The 16,150-nt window shown below is 35.4% G+C and carries 13 protein-coding genes and 1 pseudogene; 4 read left to right on the forward strand and 10 right to left on the reverse strand.

The window, feature by feature from the left end:
* Positions 1-2: 2 nt before the first annotated feature.
* From BR50_RS01865 to BR50_RS01875, 3 genes are all read right to left on the reverse strand, one after another.
* Positions 3-722 carry a beta/alpha barrel domain-containing protein gene (locus tag BR50_RS01865; protein ID WP_034545644.1) on the reverse strand — a complete coding sequence of 240 codons (720 nt, stop codon included), beginning with the start codon at positions 720-722 and terminating at the stop codon, positions 3-5.
* Between the two features lie 208 nt (positions 723-930).
* Entirely contained in the window at positions 931-1,581 is a 651-nt protein-coding gene (locus tag BR50_RS01870; RefSeq protein ID WP_034545647.1) for a glycoside hydrolase family 73 protein, read from the reverse strand.
* Between the two features lie 44 nt (positions 1,582-1,625).
* Complete coding sequence (locus BR50_RS01875) at positions 1,626-2,429, reverse strand: M15 family metallopeptidase (protein ID WP_034545650.1); 804 nt, start codon at positions 2,427-2,429, stop codon at positions 1,626-1,628.
* 292 nt (positions 2,430-2,721) lie between these two features.
* Here BR50_RS01875 and BR50_RS01880 point away from each other — a divergent pair, with 292 nt between their 5' ends.
* A complete protein-coding gene (locus BR50_RS01880) occupies positions 2,722-3,735 on the forward strand; it encodes a PTS sugar transporter subunit IIC (protein WP_034545652.1) in 1,014 nt (337 codons plus the stop codon).
* A gap of 317 nt (positions 3,736-4,052) precedes the next feature.
* Here the strand turns inward: BR50_RS01880 and BR50_RS01885 are convergent, their stop codons facing one another.
* Entirely contained in the window at positions 4,053-5,378 is a 1,326-nt protein-coding gene (locus tag BR50_RS01885) for an IS3 family transposase (protein ID WP_034545653.1), read from the reverse strand.
* Between the two features lie 146 nt (positions 5,379-5,524).
* Positions 5,525-6,061: a hypothetical protein gene (locus tag BR50_RS01890; protein WP_034545655.1), complete on the reverse strand. Its 537-nt coding sequence runs from the start codon at positions 6,059-6,061 to the stop codon at positions 5,525-5,527.
* A 208-nt stretch (positions 6,062-6,269) separates the two neighbouring features.
* Between BR50_RS01890 and BR50_RS01895 the strand changes: the two genes are divergently transcribed.
* The gene (locus BR50_RS01895) at positions 6,270-6,758 is read left to right on the forward strand and encodes a Gfo/Idh/MocA family protein (RefSeq protein ID WP_245792808.1); all 489 of its coding nucleotides are present in this window, start codon (positions 6,270-6,272) and stop codon (positions 6,756-6,758) included.
* 150 nt (positions 6,759-6,908) lie between these two features.
* On the opposite strand, the gene BR50_RS01900 is transcribed toward BR50_RS01895, so the two are convergent.
* On the reverse strand, positions 6,909-7,988 hold the full coding sequence (locus BR50_RS01900; protein ID WP_034545658.1) for an IS30 family transposase: 1,080 nt from the start codon (positions 7,986-7,988) through the stop codon (positions 6,909-6,911).
* Positions 7,989-8,126: 138 nt separating this feature from the next.
* On the opposite strand from BR50_RS01900, the pseudogene BR50_RS01905 reads away from it, so the two are divergent.
* A pseudogene (locus BR50_RS01905) lies at positions 8,127-8,609 on the forward strand (Gfo/Idh/MocA family protein); the annotation flags it as partial.
* Positions 8,610-8,948: 339 nt separating this feature from the next.
* Here BR50_RS01905 and BR50_RS01910 read toward each other — a convergent pair.
* The gene (locus BR50_RS01910; RefSeq protein ID WP_051905708.1) at positions 8,949-9,962 is read right to left on the reverse strand and encodes a GGDEF domain-containing protein; all 1,014 of its coding nucleotides are present in this window, start codon (positions 9,960-9,962) and stop codon (positions 8,949-8,951) included.
* Positions 9,963-10,698: 736 nt separating this feature from the next.
* Here BR50_RS01910 and BR50_RS01915 point away from each other — a divergent pair.
* Positions 10,699-12,018: an ISL3 family transposase gene (locus BR50_RS01915; RefSeq protein ID WP_034545665.1), complete on the forward strand. Its 1,320-nt coding sequence runs from the start codon at positions 10,699-10,701 to the stop codon at positions 12,016-12,018.
* A gap of 113 nt (positions 12,019-12,131) precedes the next feature.
* On the opposite strand, the gene BR50_RS01920 is transcribed toward BR50_RS01915, so the two are convergent.
* The 3 genes from BR50_RS01920 to BR50_RS01930 all read right to left on the reverse strand — a co-directional run bounded on the left by BR50_RS01920 (position 12,132) and on the right by BR50_RS01930 (position 16,118).
* Positions 12,132-13,109: a DUF1002 domain-containing protein gene (locus BR50_RS01920; RefSeq protein WP_034545667.1), complete on the reverse strand. Its 978-nt coding sequence runs from the start codon at positions 13,107-13,109 to the stop codon at positions 12,132-12,134.
* A gap of 562 nt (positions 13,110-13,671) precedes the next feature.
* Positions 13,672-15,081, reverse strand: a complete 1,410-nt coding sequence (locus BR50_RS01925; protein WP_051905710.1) for a glycosyltransferase family 2 protein — start codon at positions 15,079-15,081, stop codon at positions 13,672-13,674.
* Complete coding sequence (locus tag BR50_RS01930) at positions 15,078-16,118, reverse strand: HEAT repeat domain-containing protein (RefSeq protein ID WP_034545670.1); 1,041 nt, start codon at positions 16,116-16,118, stop codon at positions 15,078-15,080. The genes BR50_RS01925 and BR50_RS01930 overlap by 4 nt, the downstream gene beginning before the upstream one ends.
* Positions 16,119-16,150 lie beyond the last annotated feature (32 nt).

Genomic DNA, 16,150 nt, shown 5'->3' on the forward strand with positions numbered 1-16,150 from the left:
TTTTAGTTTTTATTTTCTTCTTCTAACGCCTTTTGTTCATCATAAAAAGTTTCTTCTTCTTGACGGTATCTTTTCATTAGATCACTAAATAATTTTCCATTACTAGGTGGTGTGTACGTAATGGCATTCGCACCGGCAGCGATGGTTGCTTTAATGCTCTCTTCTGTTGGACCGCCTGTTGCAATAATCGGTACTTTTGGAAATTTCTTGCGTATTTCACGCACGATATGAGCCGTTTTAGCTGCTCCGCTGACATTCAATATGTCAACACCAGCATCTAATTTTTCTTGGATATCTGTAAATTCTGATACTACCGTTGATATAATAGGAATATCAATTAGTTTATCTATTGCACGATAAGTCTCTTTTGGTGTAGGTGCGTTTAATACGACACCCATACAGCCGTGTGCTTCGGCAAATAAAGCAATATTAGCCGAACGGTGTCCATTTGTAATACCTCCGCCTACTCCAGCTAGGACAGGCATATTTGCTACATTTGTGATCCCTTGGATGATAGCTGGATGCGGTGAGAAAGGATAAACGGCAATGACCGCATCTGCATCATTGTTCATAATAATGGCGATGTCCGTTGTGAAAATAAGCGAACGAAATCGCTTTCCGTTTATGATGATGCCACTTGCTGTGTCAATTATTTCTGGAACTGCTACATAATGCTTTCTCAAATCAGTCGTTATACTTGGAGAATCTTTTTTAGCTACCATTTCCCCACTCCTTTTTAGTTGTCTTTATACCGTTTATTTTAACGAATATCTGATCTAATTGCTATCATTCTGCAATAAATAAAGCGATTACTTATTGTCATTAATAAGAAGTTGAAATAAAAATTCCAACTTCTTACTGGACATTCTGACTGTCTATTCTAAAAGATATCCCAAAAAGAGAGCTCAAAGGCATAATACACTTAGATGCTTAGTCTTGATCATATTGATTTAAGTCGTATTGTTCGATTAAGCGAATCAGTTTATTAGGATAATCAGGATCGGTGGCATAGCCGCTTTTTTGTAATGCGTAAGCCGCTTCTTTGTAGTCCTTTGATGCTAAGACTTTAGCATATTGATCTGTATTCCAGGTCGTTCCTTTAGTGAATAATTTTGAATGATCTTCCATCGATTCTTGCCAAGTAGTGTATTTTCTGAATTCTGCATTAACTTCGATCCATTCTCCGTCAACAAATTCTCTAGTAGTCATCGTAACAGTTGGGTCAGCACTATCCCCTTTGATTCCATAAAAATTATTATTTTTTACAGAGAGTTCACTAGTACCCCAATCTGATTCAAGTATGGCTTGAGCGATGCTGATACTCGGTAAAACACCGTATTCTTCTTGCAACACTTTGGCGTAACCAACAATTTGGACGATAAAATGATGCTGGTCTTCTTCTTCTTGCTTGTCTTGATATACTTTTATTTCAGGTGTCTCTTGTGCTAAAAAATAAAGGGTCCCAAGAAAAATGAATACAAAAATAAAGAGTGTTACCAAGAAATAGCTAGGCTTTATTTTTTCATTTCCCTTACGCTTCACCTTTTTATAGGTACTTTTTTTTTGCTTTTTAAGTGGCATAACTTTCTTCCTTTCAATGAAAAAACAAATTACCTTAAACGAGTTTACTTACCAGCTTCTTCTAATAAAGCAACGTACTCTTCTAAAGCTAACTCATGTTTCTTCATATAACTTGCATTTTCTTTTCCAACGTAACGAAAATGCCATGATTCATATTCGATGCCAGTTTCATCTTTTTTACCTTCAGGGAACCGCAAGACAAATCCGTACTCAGCTGCATGCTCAACTAACCATTGTTGTGATGCTTGAGTATCAAATTCAGCAACAAGCCCTTTGCCTGTATTCACCCATTCTGTATCCATCACATCAATGGCAAGTCCGGTATGGTGTTCACTTCCTCCAGGAATAGCAATATAATCTTCCGTTAATTTAACGGCTTCTTCTTGAGAAAGGCCTTCATCTAAATATTGTTGGATCTTATTGTTGTAATTTGTGGTTTGCAACTCAACTGAACGATAAGTTGAAACGGCTAGTATCTCATGACCCGCTTCTTTTCCAGCATCAGCCATAGCGACATAGTCTTCAATGATCCTTTCATCAACCAAATAACCATTCGGTAATTCACTTAAGGGTATTTCTACCGATTCATCTATTTTTGTCCAATTATTAACGAGTATTAAATTCCAATCATCTGATGAAACAGCTGGTAAAGTATCCAGCATTGCCTGATGTTCAGCTTCTTTTGCTCGTTTTTGTTCTTCTTCTGGTGTTAATTTTTCAATAGAAGAACTGGTTTCAGAAGCTTGATTAGAAGCTTGATTAGATTCAGAACCGGATTCTTGATTAAATTGTTCGCACCCTCCTAAGATACCAGTTGTTATCAGTAGCAAGGCTAATTTTTTTTTCATTATTTTAAAGACTCCATTCTAATTTTTTATTTCATCTAAAAGGATCATCCAATAAATAGTGTTGGTATATTGAAATGAGATTTCTGCTAGAATAAGATCCATTGCGTCGCTAAAAGCAACCTCTATTCCTTCATAAATTTTGGGTGATTGATTTACGTTGTCCACCAACACTAAAGATTATAGATCCCTTATAAGCATCTTTATGCTTAAGATAGTGTACTTTTGAGTTCACTCCTTTATAATAACATTAATATAGAATAAGGTTAACAGGAAATCTTTTGGAGGTTTACTCATGAAAAAAGAAACGTTCACAGATCAACTTTACAAAGCATCCCAGGGTATTGCTGCAGCAGTTGTAGTAACTTTAGGTATTGGACTGTTGATTCAAAGTATTGGAGAACTATTAGGTCTTACAACACTTGTCACTATTGGTGCTGTTACGAAAACATTATTGATTCCTGGATTGGGGATTGGGATCAGTTATTATTTGAAAACAGATATTTTAACTATGTTAAGTGCCTCGGCAGCAGGAGTGATCGGCGGCCGCGCATACATTTTTGCAAATGGTGTGCTGTCTTTAAAAAGCGGTGAACCTGTTGGAGCGCTAGTGGCTATTGCCATAGCGATCGTCGTCGGCACCTTTTTGTTCAATAAAACACGGTTCAACATGATTTTAGTACCTTTTGTCAGCGTATTGATCAGCGGATCAGTAGGCTACGCTTTGTCCTCACCCATAGCCTACATACTAAACTCGGTCTCATCATTGATCACTTCTTCTGTAGCTGGTTTTCCTCTTTTATCATCAATGGTTTTAGGATTAGTTTTCGGTATGCTGATTTTATCACCGGCTTCATCAGCCGCTGTTGCTCTAGCTTTACAATTAGACGGTGCTGCCGGAGCAGCTGCTCTAATTGGATGCAGCGTTCAGTTTACGGTTTTTGCCTTTCTCAGTCTGAAGGATAATGATGCTGGAACATTCTTAGGTCAATTGATCATTACTCCAAAACTGCAAACTGGCAATATTATTAAACATCCTAAAGTGGCTTTATTTCCATTGCTTTTGGGAACGATCTTAGCTCCTGTCGGGGTTCTAGTTTTTAATTTAGAAGCCTCCGCTGAAATTGCAGGCATGGGTTTATGTGCTTTAGTTTCTGTTTTCGGGATCGCCTCTTCTCAAGGGATGGCTGCTACCTTTTCATACCTTTTTGTGGTGATTTTCTTACCAGGTTTATTGAGTATCGTATTCAAGCCTTTCTTGCTTAAATCAAATCTGCTAAAACCCAACGAATTAAAAATTACTATCTAAACGAAAAAAGAGTTACCAGGGATAGATCCTGGCAACTCTTTTTTTGATCTACTATCGTTGCGTGTCTAAACGGGAAGTTCCACATCCTTTTTTAGTTGAGCTGCACTTCTCAGATACTGGGCTATTTTAAAAATTGACGCAATGCGCGGGATGCTCTTGCTTTCAATTTATGAAAATCGCTGCGTGTCTAAACGGGAAGTTTCGCATCCTTTTTTAGTTGAGCTGCGTTCGACAGGCTCTCGGAAAAAACAGAATCTCTTCAAGGATGGAACATCCTGAAATGGACCCTGTGTCAAGGACATTTTAAAAAAGAGACCTCATGAAACACTCAATAAAAGCTGCTCCCTGTAATGAACAGGGGGCAGTTTTTTCAGATTCCATTGTCCACGTTCATTGTTGTAATAGTCCATATAATCAGTCACAATTGCTCGAAGTTCTTCCAAATTCCCACAATCTTTATACTCTATTTCATCTTTCAAATGTCCAAAGAACGACTCTTGTGGAGCGTTATCCCAACAGTTCCCTCTTCTGGACATGGATTGCCCTAACTGATTATCAGCCAATTTCTTATGGAATTTAGGGCTGGTGTAATGGACTCCCTGATCTGAATGGATAAAGGCATCTTTATGTAGCGTTGTGCTATGGGCACTCATTAATAAATCAACCGTTGTTAATGAAAGATCAAGTTTTAAACTGTCAGACACATAGTGAGCTAGAATTTCTTTCGTTGTTCCATCTTTTACAGTTGATAAATAACCTATAAACCCGCCGGTTCCAGGTAAATAAGTGATATCTGTTAATAAAACTTTATGGGCTATTCCTTGATCAAACTGACGTTTCAACTTGTTCTCAACAGTGCTGTGTTCTTTGGTGGCTTTTGCCATTCTTTTATAGGGGTTTGCTTTACGAATAGGACAGAAGATATTAAATTTCCTCATCAGGCGCTGTACTTTTTTACGATTGACGGTAATGCCCAGAACGTTTAGGAAGTACATTACGATACTTCGAGAACCTTTCTCGTAACCACGGTAGTTATAAGCTTCTTCAATTTGAGTTCTCCAGACTTGATCTTCCTCATCACGTGCATTTCTACTGTCTAAACTTTTAACATAATTGTAGTAACCTGAACGAGAAACACCCAACGCTTTACAGGCATCTATGAGGGTTCCTGTATAGGAACCCTTGGTTTTCATTTCATGGATCCTTGAAAAGATTCTGCTAATCTTTTCGCTGTTTTCTGGCCTCCTTTCGCTCCATTCTGATTTTTTTAACAAGTCATTTTCTTGTCCTAATAATAGGATTTTGGCCTGTAACTTTTCAATTTGTTGTTCAAGTGTTAATGGTGTTTTTCGAGGTCTGCCTGAACAATCTTGTCGTGTATCTTTCAATGCCAAAACACCATTATCACGGTATCTTTTTCGCCATTTACCAGCGAATGATCTTATCCTACTTTTACCAATCATTTCCGGATCAAATCCAGCTTCAATAAATAGTTGCTTAGCCGTTTTTGAACCCAATGATTCTGAAACAAAGTAGCGTTTAAACTCATCGGAATAAGTAATACTTTTCTCCGATACATTTTTAACGTATGGGTTTGCTTTTAAAATTTGAATTTGTTCTGGTGTAAATGTTAATTTTGACATTTATCCGCTCCTTTCTGCACGAAGTGCAAGTATTAACCTATTCTTCTTTATATCAGTATACAAAAATAGACCCTATAGAGAGCACCTTTTTTTGGTGTCCATTCTATAGGGTCCATTTTATCCTCTGCGAGTTTCTTTTTTTTCTATCAAGTCTTAACGTCGAACTCCGCATCCTGAATATTTTTGTTGAACCATTCCAATAAATTGGGTTTGTCGGTTTTTATTTGTTGCTGGATAATTCCAGGTAAACGCAATTCAATGATGTCCTTGTAGCTCCAAAAATCATACCCGTTCTTAATGATAAGGATCGTTGTATTCTGTTTGCGGTGATGCTCCATTATTTGCTCTTCGGTTTCTTTTTTAAATTCTAGCTCGGCTGTACCGCTGTTCACCCATTTTTGTGCTACATGAAATTTGATAGCTAGATATTCATTAACGGGATTGGCTTTAACTTCTGGAAAAAAGGTAGCGTTTCGGCAAACTTTTTGTACTAGCATCCATTCGTATTCGGTAAACAACCGAGAAATCTTTTCCATATTTTCAGGTTTCAGTCCTTGGTTGCCTTTTTTCCATCGATCCCAACTTTGTGGTGTGATACCTAATTGTGAGGTGTAAAAAGCTTTTTCGCTAATATACTGCTCCTTTATAGCTCTTAAAACAATTTCTACTAATGCGTCATGCATGTCCATCATTCCCCTTCCAATTGATAAATACTATTCAATAAGTGCTACCTTTATTTTACACCTATTACGTTAACTTTCAAATTGTATGCCCTTACTTTTATCCGTTTTTTTGAAACATAAAGCTTTTGTTGCCTTCCTCTTTCCATCTAGTGTTTTTCAATGGTAGAATATATTTGATAACGGATAACTAAATTTTGGGAGGCTTTCTATGAAAAAGTTAAATTGGGGAATTTTAGGTTTAGGTCAAATTGCAAATGAATTTGCAGAAACGTTTAATGTCGAAAATGCAGTCCTCTATGCTGCGGGTTCACGAAACGATGAAAAAGCAGCTGCATTTGCTGAAAAATACGGAATTGAAAAATCCTATGGTTCGTACGATGCATTACTAGCAGACCCATCTATTGATGTAGTTTATATTGCTACACCGCATAGCCATCACGCTGAGTTGATTTTAAAAAGTTTAGAATATGGCAAACACGTGTTGTCGGAAAAAGCTATTACGATGAATAATAACCAATTATCTCAAGCAATGAAATTAGCTGAAGAAAAAAAGCTCGTTTTAGCTGAAGCAATGGTCATTTACCATATGCCGCTTTATCATAAGTTGAAAGAAATCGCCCAAGAAGGTTCTCTCGGCAAACTAAAAATGATCCAAGTCTCTTTTGGAAGTTTAAAAGAATGTAAATTTCAAGTTTAAGTTAGCCACTTGTTAAAGAATTATTTCATGTGAAAATTAAAGAGCTTAATTCATTTTGTAAGGCTTGGTGCTACACTGAGATATCACAAGTTTATCGACGAACTGTCTACGGTCATCTTCCCAGCTTTCAAGTTATGCCGAAAAAGGCTTTTAAGCTGTTTGTCGTTCTAGGCGAAGTGCGTTCACAAAGCAGTCATGTGGGGTCCTATAATCTAATATTTTTCTGGGATAATCATTCATCCATTGTTGAATTCGCAGGCATTGTGTCTCAGTGAATTGGCTGATAGGCTTCCCTTTAGGAATGAATCGACGAATAAATTTATGTTGATTCTCACTCGTTCCTCGTTCAAAAGAAGCATAAGGGTGGCTGAAATAAACATCTAAAGTGTCTTTCAAAGCCTCATCTAGTCCCGCGAATTCAGAACCATTATCTGAGGTAATCGTTTTGAAAAAAGTTGGAAAGTCCTCTCTGGATCGTGCTTGAAGAGTACGAATCGCTTGATTTACAGATTCTTGATCTTTACCATTTATTTTCATAATAACTTCAAGGCGTGTTTGGCGTTCAACCAAAGTGAGTAATACGGCATCTGTCTTTATTTTGTTGCCAATCACAGTATCGATTTCCCAGTGACCAAAGGTTTTACGATTATCAATTTCTTTTGGACGGTTGTCAATTGATTGTCCAAGTATACGCTTATTTGGACGCTTCTTCAGAGATAATACCTTCGGTTTCCGAGACAGCTTTTCTAGAAGGTCGAGGTTTTTCGTTCTCATAATCTCTCTATCTATCCAGTAATAAAGTGTCGTGGTACAAGGGATAATTGTGGGATCAAACAGCTCATGCTTTAAAGCAAAGCCAACCACTACATCAGGTGACCATTTATCAGTCAACATTTTATCATCGGCCCACTCTATAAAGGCATCTGTATCCGCCCATTTTGGTCGACGGCCACAGTTTAAACGATGCTTGTCATAAACAGCCTGACCGGTACCAGCATCATAAATTCTAATAAAATAATCATAAATCTTACTCTTTTGCTTTTGACGTTTAAGTTGAGTAATTGTTCCACGCTTTATCTCATTATTGATTGTTTGAGGTACTCGATTCAGGACAATAGCAATAGGACGATTCGAATAATCTTCCTGTTTCAAAATAGCAATTTGAGATCGTTCTGAATAAGATAAGTGTTTCCCCTTACGTGCTGGTGTGTTATCGTTAGAGTGCGTCATGTGAATTCATCCTGTCTATTGAGAGTTAGTGGTAACTTCAATATAACATGAAATTCACATGGCGTTTTTATATTTTAGCCTTAGTGGCTAACTTCATTATATAATCCAGCAAGTTTAAAAGAAGAAGATTCAACTAATCGTTTCTTTAACAAGAGTCTTGCTGGTGGGGCATTACTAGATATCGGCATTTATGCTCTATCTTTTACTCGTTATTTCTTGACCAGCCAACCGCATGAGATCCATACGACCATGAATTTTTACGAAACCGGTGTGGATGAGCAATCAGGGATCATACTGAAAAATGATCACGATGAGCTAGCTACTATTTCGCTTACTTTTAGAGCTAAGATGCCCAAATTAGGAATCGTGGCCTTTGAAAATGGTTTTTTCACGGTCAATGATTTCCCGCGTGCAGAAAAAGCTACCTTAACACACCCGGATGGATCAGTTGAAACAATTGAAGCTGGTGATACGAAACAAGCTATGAATTACGAAATAGCTGATATCACAAACTTGATTTTATCGAATCGTCCAGATCCTTCACTTGCTCTTACCCATGACGTAATGGAAATTATGGACACGCTAAGAACTAAATGGGATCTTCATTACGATTCTGAATAATACTTTATTTTAATCTTGATAAAAAAGCTACAGCTGCTGAAACAAAACTTGCTAATAACTAAAAAAACGTTAATTGCAAAATGCAATTAACGTTTTTTAGTTATTTCAACTAGTTAAGTAAATTCTTTAGGCTAAATCACTTTTTTTCTATATTTTTTGAAGCTATTAGCCCTAAAAGCCAAACCTATATCAATTTTTCGTTTTGCAAAAATCCTGAATCCTTCAAGTGATAAAAGCTTGTTCGATTCTATTTCTTTTAATTTTTTATAGTGCCAATTATAATAGATAACTTGTTTGATTCGTGGTATATTTTTAGCTAGATTTTATCCTAGCCCTTTTTTAATTAGAGACTGGATCAACAACTTGTGAATAAGAACAAACTTTATTTCTGCCGCTTTTTTTCGCTGCATAAAGGGCTTGATCAGCATGGTCATAAAGCTGATTTATTTCTATTGTCGTATCATTATAGGTTGTAATACCTATGGAAATTGTAACATGAATGGATGTGGTCCCATTCTTGATAACAAAAAAAGAATTTTCCACTATTTTTCTTAGTGCATCTGCTTTTTCATATGCTTCTTCATGGCTACAGTCTTTGAGCAATACTGAAAATTCTTCTCCACCATTTCTAGATATAATATCGTTAGGACCTTGACTCATTTTTAAAATTGCTGCTAATTTTTTTAGTACCACATCACCTTCTAAATGGCCATAAGTATCGTTCACTTGTTTAAAATGATCAACATCTACGATCATAATAGAAATACTCTCATTTTCTTTTTCCAGTCTACTTTTTGCTTTATTAAACGCCAATTCAAAACTACGAACATTATTTAAGCCTGTCAATGGATCCGTAAAGGCATACTTGTTATTTCTTTTGAATATAATCTCAGTTTCATTCAAGTAGTCCATCATATAAACAGCGATGACTCCTCCTAAAATACAAATGATCCAGTAGGTTACTATTAAAAATAAATTAAAACTCTTACCTAGTGTAAAGATAACGTTCAATACTGTATAAACAATATTGCTAAAAGTAAGCATAACTACAATGGAAACCCACCGATTTTCAATTCTTTTAAAACAATAATAAAAAATCACCCATGAAACAAGCACAAAAATAACATTAACAAATGAATAAATGCTCACACCCATCATAAACCTAACAAAAATAATTAGAGCAGCAGTTAGTAGGCTTGATAACCAATTTTCATAAAGAACAACCAACATAAAAGGGATAATTCGAAGATCAATCATAGAATTTGTGCCAGTTTTAATACTAAAGCGCATTAAAACAGCAGCCAGAAGTCCTCCAAATAAGCCCTTTATAATAGCTGTACTTACAGTTTGCATTGCGAAAGAACTCTTTTTCACGAGTTCTTTATACACAAATAGTGACGTAATCATCACACATAGATTCAGAAAAAAACCATCATAAAACGATAACATATTGCTTCTCTTCTTTCCGTTCTTTTATTTTCTTTTTGCAAATAAGAATTTATATGTGACATAATTATACTACAGTTATTTAACTATAGTGATTAATTCGATAAAATGTAAAAAAATATACCTATTTGCTTGAACACCTTAATTGTTTAAATAACTAATTTAATAAAAGTTATCCTATTAATTTTTCAGATAACTTTAAACAACAAAAAAATGAGTCTGTTCATCAGTTTTCTGATAAACAGACCCTTTTTCTTATTCTCAACTAGTTATACCCCAGCCGCTCTCTTTCCTAGCCAAATAGTTACGCTAAAGCGTACTTTAAAAGAATATCAAGCGTTTTTTAGTTTCAGTTCTTCGTGAAACAGCTTTATACGAAGAACTTGACTGGCTATTTGTTATCACTCTAACGTGAAACGACTCTTCACGAATAAGTGACACATCAAACTGGTCGTCACTTATACGTCAAAGTGGGTTTCATAAGGAAGTGAAGCAAAAAAAACTCACTTCCCTTTTTAGGCTGTATAATTTTTGGTGTGGATGAAGAAATTCATTCGCACCTATTTTTTTATAAAAAAATAGAAACAAATGAATTTTCCAGTTAGAATAAAGTCACGACAACCCACTAGAAAGGAAAATTCATATGTCTCATAATAATTGTATCCGAACTGCACTTGATTTAAAAGATAAAAATATCTTTTTTGATGAAAAATTTTGCGAGGAGAAACGAATCAAAGGGTTCAGATCAAAAGTTTTCTATGCCACTTTAACGTACAAACCCACTCACTGTGAGTGTTGTGGGATGAAGAACCACGCCTACTCTATTGTAAAGAATGGGTATTTAACCTCTAGGGTTAAATGGGTCAGTTCGACTCATTATGCAACGTCTATTCGATTAAAGAAGCAGCGGTTTCTTTGTAGAGCATGCGGTGTTACCTTTGTTGCACGTTCTCCTGAAATTGAAGAAGGTTGCTTCATCGCTAAACGGGTCAAACAGTCTATCGCGGTTGAATTAGCCGACACTATTTCTATAAAAGACCTGTCTAAACGGCATTTTGTTTCTCCTACCACTGTAGACAGAGTCTTGAAACAACTCAATCAGTCTGTTAAAAATACCTTCAAATCCTTGCCGCAACACCTCTCTTTCGATGAATTTCAATCCGTTAAAAACGTCGAAGGAAAAATGAGCTTTATTTATTCGAATGCAGACACACATGAACCAATCGATATCTTGCCAACTCGGCTGCTACTAGCTTTACGCCGTCACTTTCTTCGCTATCCCTATAAGACGAGGATGAACGTAAAAACGATTGTCGTAGACATGAACGCGGCCTACTTTACATTAGTTAAAGATCTCTTTCCTAATGCTAAAGTGATCATTGACCGTTTCCATATCGTTCAGTTGATATCACGCTCGTTGAATCAAACCAGAGTTCAAACAATGAAACAATTCCATACCTCTAATTCAGAAGATTTAAAGAATTACAGAAAATTTAAAAGGTACTGGCAACTCCTGTTAAAGGATTCAGACGACTTAAATTTTAAGGATTACCGCTATCAACGACTCTTTAAAAAACCTTTACCGAATACAGAAATCATCGACTACCTACTTACGCTCGACGAGACTCTTAAAGCGACGTATGATTTGTATCAAAATCTTCTTTATTATTCTAAAAAAAATGACTATAAAGGGTTTAAAGACCTTGTACTTAAGGCTTCTCCTAAAGAGTTATCTCCTTTTATGCAGACTGCCCTTAAAACCCTGCGTAAACACTTGCCTAGGATAAAACATACTTTTATGTATCCCTATTCTAACGGTGCTTTAGAAGGGTCAATCAATAAAATAAAAGTCATCAAACGGGTTGCTTATGGTTATCGGAATTTTCAGAACTTTAGATGTCGTATTTTGATTAGTTTTAAAGCAAAAAAAAGCAGCGCGAGAAGATTCTCTCACGCTGCTTAAACAAGACGTTATTTCCAACTAAATTTAGCTCATCCACACCATTTGACGTAGAGCCCCTTTTTATCCATAAGGAAGTGAGTTTTTTTCGATAACCTTTTTGATTTTTTTATTTATTACTCAAACAATCCTTTTATAGCAGCCCAAATTTGACTAAAGAAGTTGCCGATTTTATCTAATAAACCACTATCTTCAGCTTGCTGTAAGGCATCACCAAATTTGTCTTGAACGGTATTAGACAAGTTACTTAGTTGTTCTTTTACTTGGTCAGAATCGATTGCACTCGTTTGTTGGTATTTTTCAAATAAGGCCATCAAACGATCGATTTGTTCTTGTGTAACGGCATCTTGTAAATTATTTTTTTCTAACGCTTCATTAATGATTCGTTGTACATCTTCTTTTGTAGCCAATTCACCTTGCTGCTCTTTTAAATCAGCTAAGCTTTGTTTTATATCAATGATCGCTTGGTCAAATTTAGCTGTATCAAATGCTTCATCTTCAACGTTTTCTTGTGCGATTTCATTTGTTGTTTCTAATTCATCTTGTGCTACTGCCATACGTTCTTGGTCTAATTCTTCTCCGTTAACATCGAAAGCTTTATAAATCCCAGTTAAAGCACTCTCTCCGGTAACCTTTCTGACACTTGCTACTTCGATTTTTACGTCATTGACCCCTGCAGTAATAGCTGCATTTGCATATTGGTCTTGTGTTATTTGACTGATATTTTCTGGAGTAACGATTTCTACATCGACACCATCGCCAACATCTTGTTTTTGTACCAATACGGATGAGATCATACTAGCTGTATTTCCTGAACCTTCACCTAAATAATCCACCAAATCTTGCCCTGAAACACTATCGATAGCTACATTTTCAGGATCATTAATTTCCAATAATGCCTCTGTTTCAGTTATTTGACTTTCAGATAATCCACCACCGTAGATAAAAGTAGGTTTCCCCCATTTTTCATCGACAACGGTTGTATCGATTCCATCAGTTGTCGCACCCGCAGATTGCGGCAAGACAACTAGCGTCGCTCCTAACAAACTCATTGCAGTTAAAGCCGTTAAACTCATTTTTTTTAATTGATTCATTTTCAAGTCCTCCATTACACGTTTTTTCCACCTATTTTACTCGTTCTTATTACCAGTATACCCAATTCTTATTAAGAAATAACTAAGCTTTTTAATAAATATTTATATAAAAAAATGATTTAGGATAAATTCATCCTAAATCATTTACCATAAATTATGTGCTAGCATTACCGCTCCAAAGCAACCTTATGAAGTACACTAAATGGTTTAAATTAATAATTGCTATTCAAAAAATTGTCGGGTTGTATGCTCAACAAGATTACTATGTATCTTTAGAATAACAAACATTTCTAACGTTGTCCAAACAAACTTTAATGTTTTCTTAACAAACCCTGAAAAGTTGTATGGATAATCTTTAGAAAAGACCTATTCTTAAGAAAAATTATTGATAAATAGCTCTTTGATAGCATCTCAACACCTATTTTGATTTTAATTTGCTTAATTATTTTTTGAAACTTTTTATAATTTATTTAAAGTAAACGATATCAATCACTTGATTTCACATCAAATGAAAACTAATTCTAATTATTTTTTCAGAATCAACATGGCCGTCGGTTTCATTTTATATTTCATTGTTTTTCGGTTTTGGATCGAAATTTTTCCGTTCAATTGTTCCCCATTGTTTACTACCTTTACGATAATTAAAAAATGCTTTCACTCTCCACCATACTGTTAATGGACGGTAATAGAACTGCTCTAAAATACTAACCATGAATAGCAATAAGATATCTTTCAAATTGCTGTAACGTTTATAAGAAATTTCTTCGAACAGAATAGCCGAAAAAGAAAATAAAATCCCCATCAAACAGGTTAACAAAAAGATAATACCAACATAAGAAGAGAGGATGTCTAAATAAATAGCTACTCCCATTACAATATATCCTATCATTTCAATCACTGGTCCTAATAACTCTACTAAAAAGAAGTAGGGCATTGAAGCTAGACCAACAGACCCATATTTAGGATTGAGCATCATTTTTTGATGTCTGTTTAAAGAATCAAATAATCCTCTATGCCACCTTACCCGTTGCCCTTTCAAATCTTTATAGCTGTCAGGTGCTTGTGTCCAGCAAACGGCATCTGAAGCAAAATCAATGCGGTAAGGTTCACCATTTTGACGGAACTTTTCATGTAATCTTAGAACAAGTTCCATATCTTCCCCAATCGTACGCTCAAATCCGCCAACTTCTAATACAGCGGATTTTTTAAATAGGCCAAATGCTCCTGAAATAATCATCAGTGCATTGAATCGTTGCCAGCCGACACGACTCGTTAAGAAAGCTCGAAAATATTCAATAACTTGAAACCGTTCAATCATTTTCTTAGGAACTTTGGTTTGAACAATTTCCCCATTTTTTATAGTACTGCCATTTGCGATTCGAACCATCCCGCCTACTGCAATCGTTTCTTCATATTTAAGAAATGGTGAAACAATCCGTAATAAAGCGTCTTTTTCAATGATACAATCAGCATCGATCGCACAAAAAAAAGGATAAACGGAGACATTTATGCCGGCGTTCAATGCATCTGCTTTACCGCCATTTTCTTTATCTAATAAAATCAGATCTGAATTTTCATGAGATTTATATGCTTGTTTGATAAGGTTTGTTTCGATTTTTATATCACTATCTAGTTCTACAGGATATAAATCAAAAAATTGAATCAGTTTAACCATTGTCTCATCTGTTGATCCATCGTTAACGACGATCACTTCAAATTCTGGGTAATCTAACTGCAAAAAAGAACGGACACTTTCCACAATTGTTTGTTCTTCATTATAAGCCGGTACAATAATAGAAATTGGTTTAGTGTAATGACTGACACTTGTAATATTTGTTTGAATGATTTCAATAAATTCCCTTAGTCGTTTCCAAGAAACTAGGATAAGGATAAGATACAAGACTGTGACCGTGATAGCATACACTAAAATAAACATACTAAAGTAGTAAATGAAATTTTCTATCAGCATCATTCAGTCCCACTTCCTTTCATTTTTAATTGTGTAAATTGATCAGCAGTTTCAAACTTCTCATATTTCTGATCAAGCATGACATTATCTGGATAACGTTTTTTTAAATTGTTTATGGCATTATGGCGTACCCACCAATTTTCATCCTTTAGCATGTCCATTAGTAATCCTTGTTCACTAGGTGCGTTTAACAACGGAAGATCTTTTGCTAGTACTGCCCGCACTTGCCAATCGATTTCTTTTTTATATAGTTCTTGAAAAAAAGAAAAGTAAAAGTCATTTTCACTTGTAGCCAGTGCACGAATAGTAGCTATCCGAACTTCTCTTGATTCTTCTAAGTAAGGTAAAAGCTGGTTTACCAATAAAGGGTCCTCTTTTTTTAAACGGTTTCTTAAAACTAATAATAAGATGATTTTATTTTTATCTAGTGTAGCTTCACGTAAAAAATGAAGGATTTTTTCAACATCCATATGGAGATGATTCAACATATCAATAATACGATCACTCATAATAGATGACTCTAACAAAGCTTCGATATAAATTGGTAATTCCTTTTCTGATAAAGGCAAGGATGAAATAGCATAAAAAGAATTGTACTTGATTTCGAAATTTTTACTTGTTGTTCCTTTGATTAATAGAGGAAATGCTTTATGGAAGCGTAGTTGACTAAAAAATTGAATATGCTGTAAAGTTAGCTTTTTCGAAGCATCTGCAATCAATTCATCATAAAAACCTAGCTGCCCTATTACCCACAGACTATTTTCAACTGTCTCAGGCTTCTGGGCATATTTCATAAGTGTATCAAAGACAACTTTTCGTTCTTTTTTAGTTTTAAAAAAATTTAATCTTTCGACAAGCTGACTCGGATCATTGATTTTTTCTTCCATGATCGGTTGGATCAGTTTGCATGCCCTTTGATAACTTTTTTCACTTAATCGATACTTCTGATTAATGATGACTGTAAAAATAACAATGCCTAAATTCGTAATAAATAAACTGATAACTCCTAACAAAGCAACATCAAGTAATAAATAGTTCATTGTATCTCTCCTGTCTTCTGAGGTTTGGTACA

This window comes from Carnobacterium alterfunditum DSM 5972 (assembly GCF_000744115.1).
GTDB lineage: Bacteria > Bacillota > Bacilli > Lactobacillales > Carnobacteriaceae > Carnobacterium_B > Carnobacterium_B alterfunditum.

Excerpts from the sequence above, each read along its gene's own strand:
- BR50_RS01900 (WP_034545658.1), bottom strand. The coding sequence starts at position 7,988 with ATGACGCACTCTAACGATAACACACCAGCACGTAAGGGGAAACACTTA.
- BR50_RS01870 (WP_034545647.1), bottom strand. The coding sequence starts at position 1,581 with ATGCCACTTAAAAAGCAAAAAAAAAGTACCTATAAAAAGGTGAAGCGT.
- BR50_RS01865 (WP_034545644.1), bottom strand. The coding sequence starts at position 722 with ATGGTAGCTAAAAAAGATTCTCCAAGTATAACGACTGATTTGAGAAAG.
- BR50_RS01925 (WP_051905710.1), bottom strand. The coding sequence starts at position 15,081 with ATGATGCTGATAGAAAATTTCATTTACTACTTTAGTATGTTTATTTTA.
- BR50_RS01910 (WP_051905708.1), bottom strand. The coding sequence starts at position 9,962 with ATGCAAACTGTAAGTACAGCTATTATAAAGGGCTTATTTGGAGGACTT.
- BR50_RS01875 (WP_034545650.1), bottom strand. The coding sequence starts at position 2,429 with ATGAAAAAAAAATTAGCCTTGCTACTGATAACAACTGGTATCTTAGGA.
- BR50_RS01915 (WP_034545665.1), top strand. The coding sequence starts at position 10,699 with ATGTCTCATAATAATTGTATCCGAACTGCACTTGATTTAAAAGATAAA.
- BR50_RS01885 (WP_034545653.1), bottom strand. The coding sequence starts at position 5,378 with ATGTCAAAATTAACATTTACACCAGAACAAATTCAAATTTTAAAAGCA.
- BR50_RS01890 (WP_034545655.1), bottom strand. The coding sequence starts at position 6,061 with ATGCATGACGCATTAGTAGAAATTGTTTTAAGAGCTATAAAGGAGCAG.
- BR50_RS01920 (WP_034545667.1), bottom strand. The coding sequence starts at position 13,109 with ATGAATCAATTAAAAAAAATGAGTTTAACGGCTTTAACTGCAATGAGT.
- BR50_RS01895 (WP_245792808.1), top strand. The coding sequence starts at position 6,270 with ATGAAAAAGTTAAATTGGGGAATTTTAGGTTTAGGTCAAATTGCAAAT.
- BR50_RS01930 (WP_034545670.1), bottom strand. The coding sequence starts at position 16,118 with ATGAACTATTTATTACTTGATGTTGCTTTGTTAGGAGTTATCAGTTTA.
- BR50_RS01880 (WP_034545652.1), top strand. The coding sequence starts at position 2,722 with ATGAAAAAAGAAACGTTCACAGATCAACTTTACAAAGCATCCCAGGGT.